Raw genomic sequence first — 17,187 nt, 5'->3', positions numbered from 1 at the left:
TATTACGGCTTAGCGACAGTGTACCATCAAAGCGTCACGCAGATTTTACCAAAGTGTTTTCCGGCTTCTTCATAACGAAACGCATCGGCTAACTGATCCAGCGTAAAGGTTTTATCCACAACCGGCGTTATGCCATTGACATTCAGCGCCCGAACCAAGGCTTTTTGATCGTCCCGGCTACCGACGATCAAACCCTGCAGACGTGCTTGTTTCGCCATCAGCCGAGTGGTTGGAATCATGCCTTCGTTACCGGTCAGCACGCCAATCAACGCAATATGTCCGCCGATTGCAACCGCATTAATGGATTGCGGTAACGTGCCTGGACCTCCCACTTCGATAACGTGATCTACGCCACGACCGTCGGTCAGCTTATTCACCGTGGTGCCCCACTCCGGATCGCTTTTGTAGTTAATGCAATGATCCGCACCTAAGGCTTTATACTGCGCCAATTTTGCATCCGAAGACGACGTCGCTATCACCGTCGCGCCAAGACTTTTGGCCAGCTGACAAGCGAAAACCGACACACCACCACTTCCCAGTACCAGCACCGAATGACCAGGCTGAATATTGCCATCGACAACCAGCGCACGCCATGCGGTTAAACCAGCAGTGGTTAGCGTTGCTGACTGCTCATGCGTGTAACCTTGTGGCTGCCGGGTGAAAAAATGCGCCGGACAAACCACGACCTCACGCGCATAGCCGTCGACCCCATCACCGGGCGTAGTACGAAAATCGGCGATAGGGGCCGGCCCGCTGAGCCAATGCGGAAAAAACGTCGAGACCACCGCATCTCCTACCTTGAATTCATCAACGCCTTCGCCGACGGCTTCAACCACACCGGCGCCATCGGCAAGTGGAATGCGTCCGTCCTCGGTAGGAATGTAACCGGCAGCAACGGCATAATCGTGGAAGTTTAGGGAACTTGCTTTAATACGAACTCGAACTTCACCCGCTGCCGGCATGCCGGGATCCGCTATCTCGGTAACACGAATATTGTCGAGTCCAAACGGCTGTTGCAGACGCAGCGCTTTTATGGTTTTCGTCATGCTTAATCACTCCCGCAGTAATAAATATCCTGATTAACTATAACCTAATGGCCTTCAATTAGATCACCACACAATCGCTCAATGTTGACATTTTTAGACATTCTGGATAAATTATTAATGAGAATTATTATTATTTTCATTATAGGAATCTTTCACGGATGAACCAACGGCTTCTCAGATCAATCATGGTGTTCAATCAAACCGTACGCACCGGCAGTATGAGTCAGGCCGCTCGCGAGTTGAATATGACCGTTTCGGCAGTAAGTCAGCAGTTGCACAAGCTTGAAGAAGAAATTGGTTTATCCTTGTTCATCCGAAACACACGTTCAATGACTCTAACCGAGGCTGGTGAACTGTATTATCAAACCACCCAGCGCATTGCCGAAGAAGCTGAATTAATGCAGTCCAAGTTGGCGCTGTTAAAACAACAACCACAGGGCGTCATTAAACTGATCGCCCCAGCTGGCTTTGGCGGGGGCTTGCTGAGCGCACCACTAAAACAATTAATGGAAGAATTCCCGGAAATGGGCGTACATCTGACACTCACCGATGAGCCCTGTAATTTAGTTCGTCACGGCGCCGATCTTGGTCTCTGTATTGGTCCTCTGAACGACTCTCAAATGATCGCCAGACAGCTTGCTGAATGGTCGATGTGCCTGTGTGTCGCCGCTAGCCATCCGTTGGCAACTGCTAACCCACAACACCCATCGGCACTGGCAACGCACTGCTACGTCAGCCACATACGCGAACAAAATTTCGTCGGCACACTGACTCATCCTGAGCAGCCTGCCTTTGCGTTGCAACAACGGCGGCTGATGGTGAACAATATGCAATCACTGATTCAACTGGTAAAGGACGGTGTCGGTTTTGGCTTATTACCCACTATCGAAGTGGAAGATGAACTTGCCCGGGGAGAGCTGGTTGCACTGCTGCCGGAATGGCAAATCCCAAGCTATACGGTACACGCGGTAACCCCACAGCGCGACTTTATACCGGCCAAAACACAAACGGCTATCGAGCTGCTCAAACAACACTTTGATCAACTCGGCAGCTAACGCGCTGGCGGCCTTACAACCCACTCGGGTTCTTCAAACTCTCCCAGTGGCGTAATATCAACGAATGGTGCAGCACGCTTTATGATCGCTGCCACTTCCTCATTGTGTTGATGTTCCATCGCATCACGCTCGGCTTTGCTGCGCCAGTGGGCAATCGCAATTAAGCTGCGATCGTCACCGATTTTTCGGTGCAGCTCAGTACCTAACGCACCGGGCGCCTGTTGAATAATGCGACTCGCCTGTACCCAGGCCTTGGCATAATCTTCAGCGGTATAACCATCTTTGATGTTAACTAGAAAAAGATATTTCACGGGCACCTCCCGATTGATCTGCTCTTTCCGCTTTTGCGTTATAGAGTCAGTATCACACATTGCCCGGTTACCATGCCAATATCTGTTGTTTGGTTAAAGCGCGATTTGCGCCTACATGATCATAAACCCTTGCAGCAAGCCATCGCTGCCGGTCACCCGTTGTTATTGCTGTACGTTTTTGAACCGGCAATGGAAGCAGACCAACACCTCGGTTTACGGCATTTCCGTTTTATCGTCGAAAGCCTGGCTGACCTTAAACGCCAGCATCCTGCCCTGAGCTTGCTGGTGCGGCGGGCGCCTGTCATCGACGTACTTGAGCACTTGCATGCCGAAGCCACTATCGACGCGTTATACAGTCATCAAGAAATCGGTCTGCGCTATACCCATCAACGCGACATTGCCGTCCAACGTTGGTGCAACGACCATCAGATTGACTGGCACGAATCCCCCAGCGGAGCCGTTATCCGTGGCCTTAGCCAACGTCAACACTGGGACAAGCATTGGCACAAGGTGATGCGAGCCAAAGCCGATAACCCGCCGCTTGAGCAGGCACAATGGTTTGTTTCCGAGTGTCCGTCCGACCCATTACCGGCAGCCTGGCAACAACCGGATGATCGATTTCAACACGGTGGCGCCACCCAGGCCTGGGCAACACTGAACGACTTTTATGCGGGGCGGGGGCAGTTTTATTATCGGCAACTATCCAGCCCGCTCAGTGCACAACATGCCTGCTCCCGATTGTCCCCTTACCTGGCTTGGGGCAATATCAGTCTACGGCAGGTTTATCATACCGTATTACGTTCCTGGCAGCGGCCGGGATGGCGGCGGACGCTAACCGCATTTGCGTCGCGACTGCACTGGCACTGCCACTTTATCCAGAAGTTTGAAAGCGAATCACGAATGGAATTTGAGCATTTAAACCCCGGTTACAATGACATGCCGATGACTACCGGTGGTCAGGCCGACGAGTACCTGCGCGCATGGCAAGCAGGTCAAACCGGTATCCCCATGGTCGATGCCTATATGCGTTGTCTGCACCAGACCGGATACATTAACTTTAGAATGCGTGCCATGCTGGTCAGTTTTCTCACCCATCACTTGGCCGTCGACTGGCGCCGCGGCGTGACGCATCTGGCCAGCCTGTTTCTCGACTTTGAACCTGGCATTCACTACGCTCAGTTTCAAATGCAGGCGGGGGTCACCGGCATCAATACCATACGTTTGTATAACCCTGTAAAACAGGGGCAGGAGAAAGACCCCGACGGCGACTTTATCAAACAATGGTGTCCGGAGTTGAATGCGTTACCGGTTGCCTTTATCCACCAGCCCTGGGAGCTAACGCCTATGGAACAACAACTCTATGGCATGGAACTGGGTAACGATTACCCTGCTCCCATTATTGATCTTAAAGCGGCTGCAAAAACTGCGCGTGACCGACTGTGGTCATGGCGTCAAAAAGCCGAAGTGAAAGCCCACAAACAACGGATACTCGCCCGCCATGTCGCACCGAAAACCTCATTTACCAAGTAAAATTTGCAGCGTATGTCAGCGCCCGTTCAACTGGCGCAAGAAGTGGAAAGATTGTTGGCAGGACGTAAAGTACTGTTCCGAACGCTGCCGTCGGCAGCGTTCCGGAAAAAACCAACGCTAAAGAGCGCGCTGCATGATCAAACGGTGTTCACCCGGGCCAAGATAATCCGGAACGTCGTCACAGATAACGAAGCCTGACTTTTGGTACAGATTTATCGCTTTGTCATTCTGTGGCGATACACTCAGTTCCATCTCGCCAAACCCATGCTCAGCAGCCACCTGTAAGCTGTGTAACAACAGCAGCCGACCAATCCCCAGTTGCCGGTAATCACTGGCAACCAATAACGACATCAGGCTTGCCCGTTGCTGTGGCAGCGGTGCCATCATGCTGTAGCCGGACACCGTATCGTCGCTTTGCGCGACCAATAGCAACTGCGGCCACTGCCGCAGAGCCTGATAAAACAGTAACTCGGGATACCCTTCGGCACCGTAAAGCTGCCGCTCATACAGTGCCAATTTATGCAGGTCTCCGGCTGTGGCCGCTCTTACGATGGTTGTCATTGCTGAGTATTGGGGATGATTTTTAACTCAACGCGACGATTCTGCTCACGTCCGCTGGCGGTATTATTGTCGGCAATCGGCTGACTCTCACCATAGCCATAGGTGGTTAAACGCCGTTGATCCACACCGTTGCCTACCAGATAATTGCGAACCGCCATGGCGCGGTTTAACGACAGCTGTTGATTGTATTCAGCCGATCCAGTGCTGTCGGTATGCCCTTCTACCATCATCGTGGTTTTTTCATACTTGGTTAATACGCGCGCGACATCATTAAGTACCGGGTAAAAGTTTTGCGAAATACTGGCACTGTCTGTCGCAAACGTGATGTTGCCAGGCATTTGCAAGCGAATATTGTCACCCTCACGAATCACCTGCACACCACTGCCTGAAAGTTCATCACGAAACTCTTGTTCCTGTTTGTCCATGTAGTTGCCAATCGCACTACCGGCAAGCGCACCAACTGCCGCTCCCCATAAATAACGGCTTTTATCATGGTCACCGGTGCCTTTACCAATCAATGCCCCGGCAACCGCGCCAATGGCCGCACCTTTCTGGGTGTTGTTCATATTGGCACAGCCAGCAACCACAAAAGACGACAACGCAGTGACTAAAATCAGCTTTTTCATACCTTTGCTTCCTTATTTCCGATCACTGCCTAAACTCTAGCACAGCCGGCGATAAGCGCCTGCTATGTTTACCTTTCCTTTACAACAACTTAAAAATTTGGCTTGTAGTCAAATCCTTCCTGAGCCTCACTATCACTGAACGTTTTGATTTTAACTTTCTTGTTCAGCAACCCATTAACCCATGAATTCGGGAACGTCTCGATGCCATTATTAAAATCCTCGACATTTTGGTTAAAAATGCGAATCGCGGCACCGATATTATCCTGCTGGTCGGTGATTTCTTTCATTAATTTTTGATAACTTTCTGATGCTTTCAGCTCCGGGTAATTTTCCACGGTAATATTCAGGCTTTTCAACAACTGACCGGTACGCGCTTCGGTTTTTTCCAACTGCGCGGTATCAATTTTATTGGCATCCAGTCCCTGCAAAGCCGAACGCAATTCCGTCACCTGAGTCAGGGTGCTTTGCTCGAACGCTTTGTAATCCTTCACCACGTCTTCGAGGTGTGGGATGATTTTATTCTTTTGTCGCTCCTGGGTTATGACGTTGGCCCAGGCACGTTCGGCAGCGTTCGCGCGACTAATAATACCGTTATAGATTGCAATAACCGTCACCAGCAGCACGATGGCTATCGCAATGACTACCCATAATTCTGTCACGCCCTATCTCCTTAAAAATTGTTATCCAGCTTGGTCATTAGATAATGGATTGACTGCAGAGTTCGTTGCAGTTTCGCAAAGCTTTGTTGGCCTTCGATGGCTTCGATAAAAGCCGTAAAATCTGACAGTGTTACCTTACTCGGCGTTTTAATCATGTCATTGTCGGCAAAGGAAAGGCACAAATCCGCGCTACCATTAAACTCAAGGTTAGGCTTACTCAAAAGCTCACCAACCTCCTCCAATGCCACGACCACGGTCGGTTTCATGGTTTTAGCGGCAGTCAATTCATCGCCGGCGATGACCCGAAAGCGTTCATTGAACCGATTCGATGCGGGCTTGTAGGTACTGCCGCTGAGCAGACTGTTGGCAAAGCTAACCACCGCGACATCGCGGACGAACTGAAACGGCATAATCAATGCGTAACGATCATAATGATCATAAACCTTACGCCGCCGGGTTCTCACTTGCCCTTTGCTGTTGGTGTAGGTTTCAATCACGATCCGTTCATCGACATAGTGAAAATGCAGGTAACGATAATCAAACGCGTATTCGTCGCCGTCGAAGCGTCCCTGATAAAGCGCTTTCACTTCGCGCCGGTAGTTACCTCGGTGAAATTCATTAAAACGACTCAATAGTTCGCGCGTTAAGGCTGGCGAATGAAAACTGACTGGTTTAATGCCGTTATCCAGCAACGCATCCTGTTGCAGCAGGCGAGCAGAAACGGAACGTAACAACTGCCAGGGATAAATCATCAATCCCAGCACCAACAGCAGTGCGGCAACGCTCACGGCAACCAACAGCCAGCTCGATCCCTGCATGTGTTGAAGCCGCTGCCAGTCATAAAATGTCAGCGCCGCGCCGACCATCGCAATCATCGCTAAGCTTACCCAGTAGCTGCGATAATGAAACTGGTACGAACCGGGAAACTGCTTTACGCTATCCATCAGCCGTTCAAAGCCACTGATATCACTAACCGACGCTGACTCGTGCTGTAACCGTTTCAATTGCGTTATCAGCGCTTGGTTGTTACCTCGATAAAACACGCGGTTGCCTTATTGATTACATTGATTCCTCATTGTCAGCAACTTACCGAGAATAATCAATGGCTATCGTATAACGCCCAATCGCGTTGTCGGATTTGCGTAAACAGTGTCCGCAATTCTCTTTCCAGAGGACGGTCTGACGTCAACAATGGATGCTCTGCAACGATGGCCTTAGCAAAGTCACCACATTCCTTAACCAACGGCAAAGGATGGCTTTCCGCCCGCAACATCACGCCCTGTGCCGAGGCTAACAGCGCCGCAGCAGTGACCTGCTGTGTCAGCGTCAGTACCCGCCGGCAGTCCCTTGCGGCAATCGTGCCCATGCTGACCTTATCCTGATTATGACATTCGGTCGAACGTGAAAACACACTCGCCGGCATGGTTAGCTTTAGCGCCTCTGCGGTCCATGCCGAGCAGCCGATCTGGACCGCTTTAAAACCATGACTTATTGCTCTCTGCTCGCCTTTGGCGGCGCTCAGATTGGCCGGCAAACCATGATTACTTTTGCTGTCGAGCAACAACGCCACCTGCCGGTCGTGTAAATCAGCAAGGTTAGCAACCTGTGTCTTCAGCAAATCCATGGCCATCGCAATATGGCCGCCGTAAAAATGACCGCCGTGATGAATACGCTGTGTTTCCGCATCCACAACCGGGTTGTCATTGGTGCTGTTAAGTTCATTGTCGATGGTTTGCTGCAAAAACGGCAGACAGTCTCGCAACACACCAATAATATGCGGCGTGCAGCGAATTGAGTAACGATCCTGGAGCCGCGTCTGCTGCGGCAGTGGTTCATTTAGCCGGGTATCCGACGCAATCCAGGCTGCAACCTGTTGCTGTCCACTGTGGGGTTTAACGCGATGCAAATCCGCATCAAAATGGTAGGGGTTACCGGCAACTGCCGCCAGCATGAGACTACTGACGCGACTGCTAAGCCGGGTCAGATACTCCGCCTGTCCGTAATTGAGACAGGCAAGCGCCGTCATCACCGCCGTACCATTCATTAGCGCCAGCCCCTCTTTGGGGCGCAGCCGATAGGGTTGCAATTGCAGTTGCTCAAACACGTCAGCGCTGTTTTTAACCTCACCCTGATAACGCACGTCGCGCTCACCGATTATCGCCCCGGCAATATAGGACAAGGGGGTTAAGTCACCACTGGCGCCCACAGTTCCCTCTTCCGGAATAAGCGGCAGAATATCGTAATCGATCATCAACGCCAGGCGTTCCAACAGCGCATAACTGACGCCGGAATAGCCCTGGCATAACGACTGTAACCGCACCACCATAATGGCGCGCGTTTCTTCAGCGCTGAAATGTTCGCCCAGCCCACAACCGTGGAAGCGGGTCAGGTTAATCGGCAGCGCATTAACCTGTGCCAGCGGCACTGCTGTCCCGACGCTGTCGCCATAGCCGGTGGTTACCCCATACACCTTGCCCTGCTGATCCAGTAGTTTTTCAATCAGTTCGGCGCCCCGGTCAATGCGCGAGCGAAAGTCGGTCGTCGTGCTCAATTGCACACGTGCCTGTCGCTGGCTTAACCGTATTACCTGATCGATGCTAATGGCTGCGCCATCAAACGTAACCGTTTCCATCACGATGTTATTGACTCATCCTTTATCGGCTGCTGTTCCCAATCAACTTCCTTACCCATCTCGTTGACCGGCACCGACGCTGCAACATGAAAACGTCGTGGCATTTCGGCATCAGTAACTTGTTGTGCCAACCAATGCCGCAATGGCTCAATCACGTCTTCCGCCGACAACGATGTCGCCGCCGCCGAAGGAATCAGTAACGCGGTTAAACCACCCCCCTGCTCGGCCGCCAGCGGACGTACGCGGGCATCGGCAATCGTCGGATGAGTCGCAATCAGTTGAGCAATACGTGTCGGATAAACATTATAGCCATTCACCTGCACGGCCTTATCGCGTCGTGCCAAGGGTTTAAAATGTCGTTCGTCCTGCCATTCCAGCCGATCCGGCAACGCCATCACCTGCGCCGTTTCGATGTCTGCCACATGCGCTAAGTCCTGTCGTTGCCAGCGCGGTAACAATTCATACCAACCGCCTGGCAAGGTGCGAAAACCCAACCCAGAAGTTTCGCTGCTACCATAGACTTCCAGCACGCTATGCAATCCCTGAGACAGCAGTTGCTGCAATACCTCAGCCGCAACCGGTCCGGTCGAACACACGGCCATAGCCTGTCGTGGGAAGTTAAGCGGACGCTTCGCCAACTGTTGATACCAATGCGGAAAACCAATCAACAAATCACCGTCTTGCAAACGTTGTCCCTGTACAGCAGAAAATGCCGCCAACCCGCGTAATACAGGCAGATCCAGTGCTTCCGCAAGCACTACAGAAAAAATAAAGCCATAAATATGATGAGGCGGTACCGCGCTCACCACTCGTTCAAACGGAATGGAGGTACCGTTCAGGTAATCACTGAAAAACGCAACTTCGCGCTCAAGCTCACGCCAATGGTGCTGGTATTTCTGCGGTTTAGCGGTCGACCCGGAGCTACAGAAGGTGATGTCTTTACTGCCGTGCTCACGGCTGGCCATTACCACATCAGCCCATTCTCCGAGCCGCGAGACTCGTAATAGATAATCCTCCAGACCTGAGCTGTGGATGTGAAAAAAATCGACCACGCGACTGGCGATCGACATCCACTCAAAAGAATCCACTAACAACTCATTGTCTGTGCCTTTTGCGTGCCGCGATGTCGTTATTACTGAATCAGCCTGCCATTGCCGGCCTTTCCAAAGCTGCGCATCGGTTCGTCTTAAGGCTGCCAATTCATCGGCGGCCAGCGCGCCGATGATGGCAATAATTGATGACCGCGAAAGATTCATGCTCACAAGCGTTTTACGAATACCCAGTAACTGTCACCTGACAGCGCTTTTTTCATATGAACCTTAACTTTGGTGGGCTTCATTTCGTAGTCAAAGGTGTACTCAAACATGGTGTTGAGGTCGCCGTTTTTTACCCCTTCATCAAATTTACCTTTAAACTCAGGGCTATTGGTACAAGGCGCCACATCATTAAAAAAGTTCTTGCCGACCACCGCGGACGGATCACGCCCGGTAATATCACCTTCAGCCGCGTTGTACTGAATAATATTGCCGTTGGCATCAAGCTGAATGGCACCAAAAGCGACCTTATCAAGTTGTTCTTTATTCATCGATGACAGCTTATTTTCGATGTCATTCGAACCAAATTGTACGATTTCCATAACATGCTCCTAAAATTATTGTCGATTCCAATTGTTTTAAGAGAATGCTCCTGATTTGGATCATTAGAGATCTATCGCGCTCATGAAAAAGCCCGCCGAAGCGGGCTGAGCATATACCGTACAAATTAAGGCTGGTAATACGACTCTAACGTCACGCCAGAGAACGACTGATAGGCTCTGACACCAATGTGATAGGTGCCAGCCTGCGGATTACTGACCGAACACGACTCGGTATTACCGGTACGGTAAGGACGACAATCGTAGCTCGACGTGGTTGGCTGGCTGCCAAAGCGCAAATACAAATCAGCATCGCCGGTACCGCCGGAAATGTCGACATCCAGACTGCTCATTCCGGCAGGTACGTCGATGGTGTAGCGAACCCATTCACCGGTAGCTGCTGACAGATCCGTTACGGTACCGCCACCACCAGAACCTGAGCCGCCGCTACCTTCGCTGTACTGACCGGTCAGCGACACACCACTGTAAGCTGAATAGCCCTGAATCATCACGTGGTAAGTCCCTGCCTGCACATTACTGATATCACAGGTTTCTTCGTTACCCCCGACAAAAGGTCGGCAATCGTAAGTACTGGTCGTTGGCTGTGAGCCGAAGCGAACGTACAAGTCGGCATCACCACTACCACCGGTCATGGTAAACGACAGATCCGTCGCGCCAGCTGGCACCTCAAGGGTAAAGTACTGTTCACTGTCTTGCGCACCGGACAAGTTGGTTTCGGCAACACCGTTTTGCAGTTCATTGCCGGTACCACCACCGCCAGAACCACCGCCCAGTGCCTGTTGCACTGCGGCATTGGCATCAACAATACCGGTACCACAGCCATTGCAGGTAGCCGGGAACGTACGGGTGGTCTGTTTTAGAATCGACTCAATGTCATCCGGGCTGGCCGTCGGCAACGCTTCTTTAACCAGAGCCGCTACCCCAGCTACGTGCGGTGCCGCCATCGACGTGCCCTGACTGAAACCATAGCTGTCAGAACCGGGCGTTGTAGCGCCAGAGTTGTATGTTGATAACACACCATTCGGATCATTGGCATAAGACATTGCGCCGCCGGGAGCCGCCACATCGACATTACTGCCATAATTTGAATAGTAAGCACGGCCACCATCGCGGTCAGTAGACGCGACGTTCACCACGCCGCTGCAATTGCCGGGGTTAAAATTGGTTGAATCAGAATTGCTGTTACCCGATGCAATCACCAAGGTTGAACCGTTGCCACGAGCAATGTTGATCGCTTGCTGTGTGGTTGATGAACAGCTGCCCTGTCCACCGAGGCTCATATTGATGACATCCGCCGGATTGCTGTTGCTTGGTGCACCGGAAACACTGCCACCGGAAGCCCAAATGATACCATCTGCAATATCCGCGGTCGTACCACCACAGCGACCCAGTACCCGCACCGGTACCACCTGCGCGTTATACGCCACACCCGCAACGCCGGTTCCGTTGTTGCTCACCGCAGCAATGGTGCCGGCAACATGGGTACCGTGCCAGCTAGAGTCACGATCCTGCTCTGGATAACCATTGCCACACTGCCCTGCAGTCGTCCAGTCACCGGGATCACGGGCATCGTTATCGCGACCGTCGCCGTCGTTACCAATAAAGCTGTCGGAAATCATGTCATAACCGGGCAGAATATTTGCGGCTAAGTCAGTATGAGGGCGATAGCCAGTATCCAGCACCGCTACAACGGTGCCATTACCGGTCGCATTGTCCCATGCTAACGGAGCATTCAAACCACCGGTAGACTCATAATAATGCCACTGCTCGGTATAACGGTTGTCATTCGGGGTTGCCAAAGGCTGTAACAGTTGGTTCGGTTCAATGAAAGCCACATCGGGGTGAGACTTCAATAACTTCAGCAGTTTTTTCGCCTGCCCGGGAGGCATCCGCTTGTCGGCATCAAAGACATAATAACCCGGCATTGCCAGCGGTCGGTTAAATTTGAAATCCATGTTCGCGCTGGCCGAGAATTCCTGCGCAACCCGGCTAGCTGCATTAGCCACTTCAGCAGCACGTGCCTGCCCCTTATTGGCGGCCTGCATAACGCTGGATTCTTTTTTAAATTTAACGATAAAGCCCGTGGAAAGTTCACTTAAGGCAACGTGACCTTTTGCTTTACCATTACCCTGTCCTGGTGCAGCTACAGCATCCGGCATCGCCACAGACGTGCCTAAAACGGCTGTCAGCGCCAGTGCCAGTGCATGTTTTTTATTATTTGCTTTGTTAAACATAAAAATCCTAATTGTTGTTATTTAATCAGTCTGTCGAATAATCGACCTAGTTATGCTTAACAAATGTGAACAAATTGTAAACGTCAATTGACGTCAATTTTATGTAAAGATTGAAATGGCATTTAATTTCAATCAATTACTCGTGAGGAAATAAGCGGTGTCTGGAGGGATCCATAGTCATTTAGTTATTATTAATTGTTATAATATATAATAATTTAAACTAAGGATCGACGTTATGATCGCGGTTTTTTCCCAGTCCTGCACTAATGGTCATCTGCAGAGCATCGGCAGGTTTCATATCAATCGACTGCACACAATCTTTCGGTACCATAATCATATAACCGCCGACGTTGTAGCTCATCGGTAAAAACACCGCGACTTGATCAGCGCCAAGCATTTTCGATAACCGATCACCATTATCACCACTTTTCTTGGTAATGATGCCGATAAGACGAATATCGCTGTTTGGCAATGTCACCAACACCACCGATTCATCGGCGAAGTCTTTGCCGGACATCATTTCAAATACATCATTCACGGTGCCGTAGAGGCTTCGCAGTAACGGCAGTTTATTCATCATCACGCCGGGAAGCTGCCATAACCAATTCATGAATCGCCAGCGGGTGCTAAAACCAATCACAACCGCTAATACAACAAAGCTAATAAACGCTAAGCCAGGAAAGTAGTAGGTCTCACCCAACAGCGCTTTCCAGATAGGAGACAGCCAATCCTCTATCGTTACCAATAACCATTGCACTAAAAATACCGTGACAATGATCGGCAATAAAATGGCAAGACCCTTTAAGAACGATTGAATAATAGGTTTCATAACAGCAACGCCCGCTCGAAAATGAGATACTGTGCAAAGTTAGCACCCTCGTTAGGCATTTGCATGGAATTTACGGAATTTATCAATTCACTGGGTTACCTTGGCCTGTTCATATCGGCGTTACTGGCGGCAACGGTCTTGCCGTTTAGCTCTGAGGCCGTCATGCTGGGTCTGTTGCAACAGCAGTGGAACCCGTTGTTACTGGTGCTGATCGCCGGTAGCGGCAACACCCTCGGCTCGGTCATCAATTATGCACTGGGTTACTGGGCAAATGATGGTTTTTTGCAGCGGCAATCGGCACAACATCAACGACGCCTGGCACGTGCTGAGCGATTTTTTGATCGCTACGGCAGTTGGTCAATGCTGTTTGCCTGGGTACCGGTGATCGGCGATCCATTGACGTTACTGGCGGGTCTGCTGAGACTCCGGTTTGTGGTATTTTTGGTGCTGGTCGCGCTCGGTAAATTTGGCCGTTATGCGGTACTCGCCTACACATTTTCATAAAGGAGAAAATCATGAAGGCAGTTATCCTGGATGCAGACACACTCGGCAATGACATCGATCTGTCTCTAATCGATACACAGGTAACAGACCTGACAAGCTACCCTGCTACCGATGCCGGGCATGTTCAGCAGCGCATTCAAGACGCTGACATTGTGATCACCAACAAAGTGGTCATTGATGCGAATACCCTGCAACGGGCCGCGTCACTGAAACTCATTTGTGTATTAGCAACCGGAATGAATAACATCGATGTGGCCGCGGCCGAACAGCTTGGCATTAAGGTAAAGAATGTCGAAGCCTATGGCACCGCCAGTGTGGTTCAACATACCCTGATGATGATGCTTTCGCTGGCAGCCCAACAGCCCATCATGCAAAAACGAGTCGCTGCCGGTGCTTGGCAAAAGTCGTCTATGTTTTGTTTACTGGAACCCTCGATCCTGCAATTGCAGGGCAAGCAACTGGTCATTGTGGGCTCCGGCGAACTCGGCCAGGCGGTCGCAAAACAGGCAACCGCATTGGGCATGCAGGTTACCTTCAGTGCCCGTCCGGGAAAAACAGATGATGAGCGCCCCAGCTTACATGACCTGCTCCCGGAAGCTGACGTCATTTCCTTTCATTGCCCACTGACGGATGCCACTCGGGGATTGCTCAATCGCGACAATCTCCGCCGCTGTCAGCAACATGCTCTCATCATCAATAACGCCCGTGGCGGTGTTGTAAACGAAGAAGACGTATTGACAGCACTGCGCGAGGGCATCATTGGCGGCTTCGCCACTGATGTTTTACCGCAAGAACCGCCAGCAGCAGGTCATCCTCTGCTCGAGGCCCTTAACGAATCGCTGAACTTAATCATCACGCCGCACAATGCCTGGACATCACGGGAAGCACGGCAGCGTATTATCGAGTTAACGGCAGAAAATATCCGTCAGTTTCAACACGCTCAGTCTAACGACGTTGATAAAACTGTTTGATCCCGCCGAGGATGTGAATGCCGAGTAACACCGGCAACACGTAAATGCCCAGTAATTTATGAATTTCCTCCGCGGGTTCATGCAGGCTGTGCAGGCTACTGAGATCGATCGCGACCGTAAACCAGCCAAACACATTCAGCGGCTCGCCTTCCGTGAACAAATACAGGGGGCCGCTGAACACCAGCACCAGCATCACCACCAGCAGCAGATAATGTATCGTCCGTGACAGCCACCGCCAAGGCTCTGGCCTTGCCGGGTTTGGAAAGCCCTGTTGCAGGCGATATATCACCCGCCAGAGGACAATCCAGAAAACGAAAAAGCCAACGCCGATGTGAGCAGCTTCGGTAAATTGCTTTACCGCCCGCTCTTCGGCAAATAGCATCATATAGCCAAGGGTCAGTATTACGACAATAGCCAGTGCACTGAGCCAATGGGTGGTGCGCGCTAACGGGCTGTAATGATTATCCATACGGCTTACTCTCTTTAACAGGGTTAGCAGCAATCTACCGAGCGCAGATTAAGATAATCTTAAGGTTCTATGAACAGCCGCCGGCATCAAAGCGTTTGTTGATCAGTATCAAAGTGCAGGCGCGCTATGAAACGTTGTTGGTGCCGTTCAAAACGGATCGTTAACTGTAACTGTTGCGCTAACTGTTTAACGATGCTCAAACCCAACCCGGAACCATCAACATCCAGTTGTTGGCCTCGATAGAAGCGTTCGGTGAGTCGTTCCGTATCGATCTGATGAACCCCATCAACTTCATTACTGATCAGTAGCTCACCTTGTTGCACAGACACCTCAATAATACTTCCCGGCGGGGCATATTTTACGGCATTATCGATTAGGTTAGTGAGTAACATCGACAGATAAGCCTCATCACTCAGCCATTCCAACCGTTGTGGTAACTGTACCTGGTACTGCAGTCCTTTTGCTTCTAACTTGTGGTAATAATCAGCCATCACCTGACGGGCAATGCTTGCGACATTAAGCGCTTGCATTGGCTCCGGTGGCATTTCAGTTCGCGCCAGCAATAGCAAGCTTTCAACCAGTTTCACCAAGCGTTCGGTACTGGTCAACAAACCGTTCAATTGCTGCTTTTGTTCATCGTTGTCCGCCCGTCGTATCAGGTTCTGCAACTGCGCTTTCAAACTCGCCAACGGCGTACGCAGTTCATGCGCAGCATCCGCCGAGAACCTTCGTTCACGCAGAAAGCTTTGTTCGATTCGGTGCAGATAGTGGTTCAGCGCGCGTTTCACCAACGCCACTTCCTCCGGATCATTAGCTTCGGTAAACGGCTGATAGTCGGTCGAACGTTTCCGCCGCAGCGCATTCGCCAGACGGGTGAAACTGGCAAAATTTCGGTTGATGGTCCACCAGCCCAACCACAACATCAACGGTAGCAGAGTTAGCACCGGAATCACCGTATCTGTTGTCAGATCGGTGCGGATCTCCGCGCGAAATTCATCCTCCTGTAACAACAAGATTCGATAGCGCTGATCGGCCGATGATACGCCAAACGTGTGCCACACCTCTTGCCCGATTTGTTGAATCGAAAAACCCTCGCGGAAGTCGATGCGGCTCAAGTCCATACTGCCGCGTGTCTGCATCACGACGTTGCCATCATGTTGCTCGATTCGGTAAGATAATTTGCCTTCATAGGAATGCGCGTTTAACGGATCTATGGTGAGCTGTTGCGCTGGCAGTTGTTCGACAATGCTCACCAGCGCCAATAAGGTTTTGGCCTGTTGCACCATCTCGGCATCAAAGAGCTCATCCACTTCGTGGCTGATTTCCTGATGGATCCAAACCGCGGAAACCGCCGAACTCAATAGGTAAACCAATGACACGGCAATAAGAATGCGCCGCCGAATGGAATGTAGCTTGCGCTGGAATCGCCGTATCAGTTGCATGCTAAGCGATATCCCACACCGCGAATGGTTTGAATCCATTCTTTATTGCCCAGCTTTTTGCGTAAATTGTGCACGTGCACTTCAAGCGCGTTACTCTCGACTTGCTGTTCATTACAAAACACCAGGTTTTCAAGTTTATCGCGACTGTGGACACGATCCGGCGCCGCCATTAATGCTTTTAGCAGTTCAAACTCTCGTCTGGACAGGGTAATGTCCTGATTGTGCACCCGCACCTGATGATTGATATCATCTAAAGTCAACGGGCCAACCTGTAACTGCTGGGACGCATAACCCCGCTGACGCCTGACCAAGGCGCGCAGACGCGCGGCCAGCTCGTTCATATCGAACGGCTTAACCATGTAGTCATCGGCCCCCAGGTCAAGCAATTTAACCACCTCACGGCTGTCATCACGTGCTGTTAATATCAATACCGGTAACGGTTGGCCTTTTTTGCGCAGCGATGCCAGCACCCGACTGCCATCAAGGTCCGGCAGTCCGAGATCCAATACCGCCACATCGTAAGGTTGACGATTGAGTTCACTGATTGCCGCAGCCCCGGTTCGCACCCACTGCACCACAAATTGCCGCTCAGACAAGCCCAGTTCAACCGCTTGTCCGAGCATAGCGTCATCTTCTATTAACAGCAGTTCCATCGCTTGCCGCG

At 51.1% G+C, this 17,187-nt stretch carries 19 protein-coding genes; 5 read left to right on the top strand and 14 right to left on the bottom strand.

What is annotated here, in order from left to right:
• Positions 1 to 26 precede the first annotated feature (26 nt).
• Positions 27 to 1,046 (bottom strand): zinc-dependent alcohol dehydrogenase family protein, encoded by a 1,020-nt coding sequence (locus CWE23_RS07815; RefSeq protein ID WP_105306687.1) that lies wholly within the window; start codon positions 1,044 to 1,046, stop codon positions 27 to 29.
• 185 nt (positions 1,047 to 1,231) lie between these two features.
• Between CWE23_RS07815 and CWE23_RS07810 the strand changes: the two genes are divergently transcribed.
• Positions 1,232 to 2,101: a LysR family transcriptional regulator gene (locus tag CWE23_RS07810; RefSeq protein ID WP_241970585.1), complete on the top strand. Its 870-nt coding sequence runs from the start codon at positions 1,232 to 1,234 to the stop codon at positions 2,099 to 2,101.
• Here the strand turns inward: CWE23_RS07810 and CWE23_RS07805 are convergent.
• A complete protein-coding gene (locus tag CWE23_RS07805) occupies positions 2,098 to 2,412 on the bottom strand; it encodes an antibiotic biosynthesis monooxygenase family protein (RefSeq protein ID WP_105307750.1) in 315 nt (104 codons plus the stop codon). The two genes, CWE23_RS07810 and CWE23_RS07805, sit on opposite strands and share 4 nt — an antisense overlap.
• Positions 2,413 to 2,484: 72 nt before the next feature.
• Between CWE23_RS07805 and CWE23_RS07800 the strand changes: the two genes are divergently transcribed.
• Both CWE23_RS07800 and CWE23_RS07795 read left to right on the top strand, forming a co-directional pair.
• On the top strand, positions 2,485 to 3,942 hold the full coding sequence (locus CWE23_RS07800) for an FAD-binding domain-containing protein (RefSeq protein ID WP_126819949.1): 1,458 nt from the start codon (positions 2,485 to 2,487) through the stop codon (positions 3,940 to 3,942).
• Positions 3,911 to 4,063, top strand: a complete 153-nt coding sequence (locus tag CWE23_RS07795) for a DUF2256 domain-containing protein (protein WP_105306690.1) — start codon at positions 3,911 to 3,913, stop codon at positions 4,061 to 4,063. The genes CWE23_RS07800 and CWE23_RS07795 overlap by 32 nt, the downstream gene beginning before the upstream one ends.
• On the opposite strand, the gene CWE23_RS07790 is transcribed toward CWE23_RS07795, so the two are convergent.
• The 9 genes from CWE23_RS07790 to CWE23_RS07750 form a co-directional block, all read right to left on the bottom strand.
• Positions 4,060 to 4,503: a GNAT family N-acetyltransferase gene (locus tag CWE23_RS07790; protein ID WP_126819948.1), complete on the bottom strand. Its 444-nt coding sequence runs from the start codon at positions 4,501 to 4,503 to the stop codon at positions 4,060 to 4,062. The two genes, CWE23_RS07795 and CWE23_RS07790, sit on opposite strands and share 4 nt — an antisense overlap.
• Positions 4,500 to 5,129: a YiaD family glycine zipper/OmpA-like lipoprotein gene (locus CWE23_RS07785; protein ID WP_126819947.1), complete on the bottom strand. Its 630-nt coding sequence runs from the start codon at positions 5,127 to 5,129 to the stop codon at positions 4,500 to 4,502. The genes CWE23_RS07790 and CWE23_RS07785 overlap by 4 nt, the downstream gene beginning before the upstream one ends.
• A gap of 89 nt (positions 5,130 to 5,218) precedes the next feature.
• The gene (locus CWE23_RS07780) at positions 5,219 to 5,788 is read right to left on the bottom strand and encodes a LemA family protein (protein ID WP_105306693.1); all 570 of its coding nucleotides are present in this window, start codon (positions 5,786 to 5,788) and stop codon (positions 5,219 to 5,221) included.
• Positions 5,789 to 5,799: 11 nt separating this feature from the next.
• Entirely contained in the window at positions 5,800 to 6,831 is a 1,032-nt protein-coding gene (locus CWE23_RS07775; protein ID WP_126819946.1) for a hypothetical protein, read from the bottom strand.
• A 56-nt stretch (positions 6,832 to 6,887) separates the two neighbouring features.
• The gene (locus CWE23_RS07770; RefSeq protein WP_126820096.1) at positions 6,888 to 8,420 is read right to left on the bottom strand and encodes an HAL/PAL/TAL family ammonia-lyase; all 1,533 of its coding nucleotides are present in this window, start codon (positions 8,418 to 8,420) and stop codon (positions 6,888 to 6,890) included.
• Positions 8,420 to 9,676, bottom strand: a complete 1,257-nt coding sequence (locus CWE23_RS07765; RefSeq protein WP_198678814.1) for a hypothetical protein — start codon at positions 9,674 to 9,676, stop codon at positions 8,420 to 8,422. Before CWE23_RS07765 ends, CWE23_RS07770 begins: the two co-directional genes overlap by 1 nt.
• 2 nt (positions 9,677 to 9,678) lie before the next feature.
• On the bottom strand, positions 9,679 to 10,056 hold the full coding sequence (gene pyp / locus CWE23_RS07760; RefSeq protein ID WP_126819944.1) for a photoactive yellow protein: 378 nt from the start codon (positions 10,054 to 10,056) through the stop codon (positions 9,679 to 9,681).
• Between the two features lie 125 nt (positions 10,057 to 10,181).
• The gene (locus tag CWE23_RS07755; protein ID WP_126819943.1) at positions 10,182 to 12,308 is read right to left on the bottom strand and encodes a S8 family peptidase; all 2,127 of its coding nucleotides are present in this window, start codon (positions 12,306 to 12,308) and stop codon (positions 10,182 to 10,184) included.
• Between the two features lie 220 nt (positions 12,309 to 12,528).
• Positions 12,529 to 13,137 (bottom strand): DUF502 domain-containing protein, encoded by a 609-nt coding sequence (locus CWE23_RS07750; protein WP_126819942.1) that lies wholly within the window; start codon positions 13,135 to 13,137, stop codon positions 12,529 to 12,531.
• Between the two features lie 63 nt (positions 13,138 to 13,200).
• Between CWE23_RS07750 and CWE23_RS07745 the strand changes: the two genes are divergently transcribed.
• The gene (locus CWE23_RS07745; RefSeq protein ID WP_126819941.1) at positions 13,201 to 13,641 is read left to right on the top strand and encodes a YqaA family protein; all 441 of its coding nucleotides are present in this window, start codon (positions 13,201 to 13,203) and stop codon (positions 13,639 to 13,641) included.
• A gap of 11 nt (positions 13,642 to 13,652) precedes the next feature.
• Positions 13,653 to 14,612, top strand: coding sequence for a D-2-hydroxyacid dehydrogenase (locus CWE23_RS07740; RefSeq protein WP_126819940.1), 960 nt, complete (start codon positions 13,653 to 13,655; stop codon positions 14,610 to 14,612).
• On the opposite strand, the gene CWE23_RS07735 is transcribed toward CWE23_RS07740, so the two are convergent.
• From CWE23_RS07735 to CWE23_RS07725, 3 genes are all read right to left on the bottom strand, one after another.
• Positions 14,587 to 15,081 (bottom strand): cytochrome b, encoded by a 495-nt coding sequence (locus CWE23_RS07735; RefSeq protein ID WP_126819939.1) that lies wholly within the window; start codon positions 15,079 to 15,081, stop codon positions 14,587 to 14,589. The two genes, CWE23_RS07740 and CWE23_RS07735, sit on opposite strands and share 26 nt — an antisense overlap.
• A gap of 86 nt (positions 15,082 to 15,167) precedes the next feature.
• Positions 15,168 to 16,523, bottom strand: coding sequence for a histidine kinase dimerization/phospho-acceptor domain-containing protein (locus CWE23_RS07730; protein WP_241970584.1), 1,356 nt, complete (start codon positions 16,521 to 16,523; stop codon positions 15,168 to 15,170).
• Positions 16,514 to 17,176 carry a response regulator gene (locus tag CWE23_RS07725; RefSeq protein ID WP_105306702.1) on the bottom strand — a complete coding sequence of 221 codons (663 nt, stop codon included), beginning with the start codon at positions 17,174 to 17,176 and terminating at the stop codon, positions 16,514 to 16,516. The genes CWE23_RS07730 and CWE23_RS07725 overlap by 10 nt, the downstream gene beginning before the upstream one ends.
• Between the last annotated feature and the right edge of the window lie 11 nt (positions 17,177 to 17,187).

Origin of the sequence: Idiomarina aquatica, from assembly GCF_003987185.1 — a bacterium.
Lineage (GTDB): Bacteria > Pseudomonadota > Gammaproteobacteria > Enterobacterales > Alteromonadaceae > Idiomarina > Idiomarina aquatica.
The sequence above is the reverse complement of the archived record's forward strand: the minus strand, read 5'-3'. Positions and strand labels throughout refer to the sequence as shown.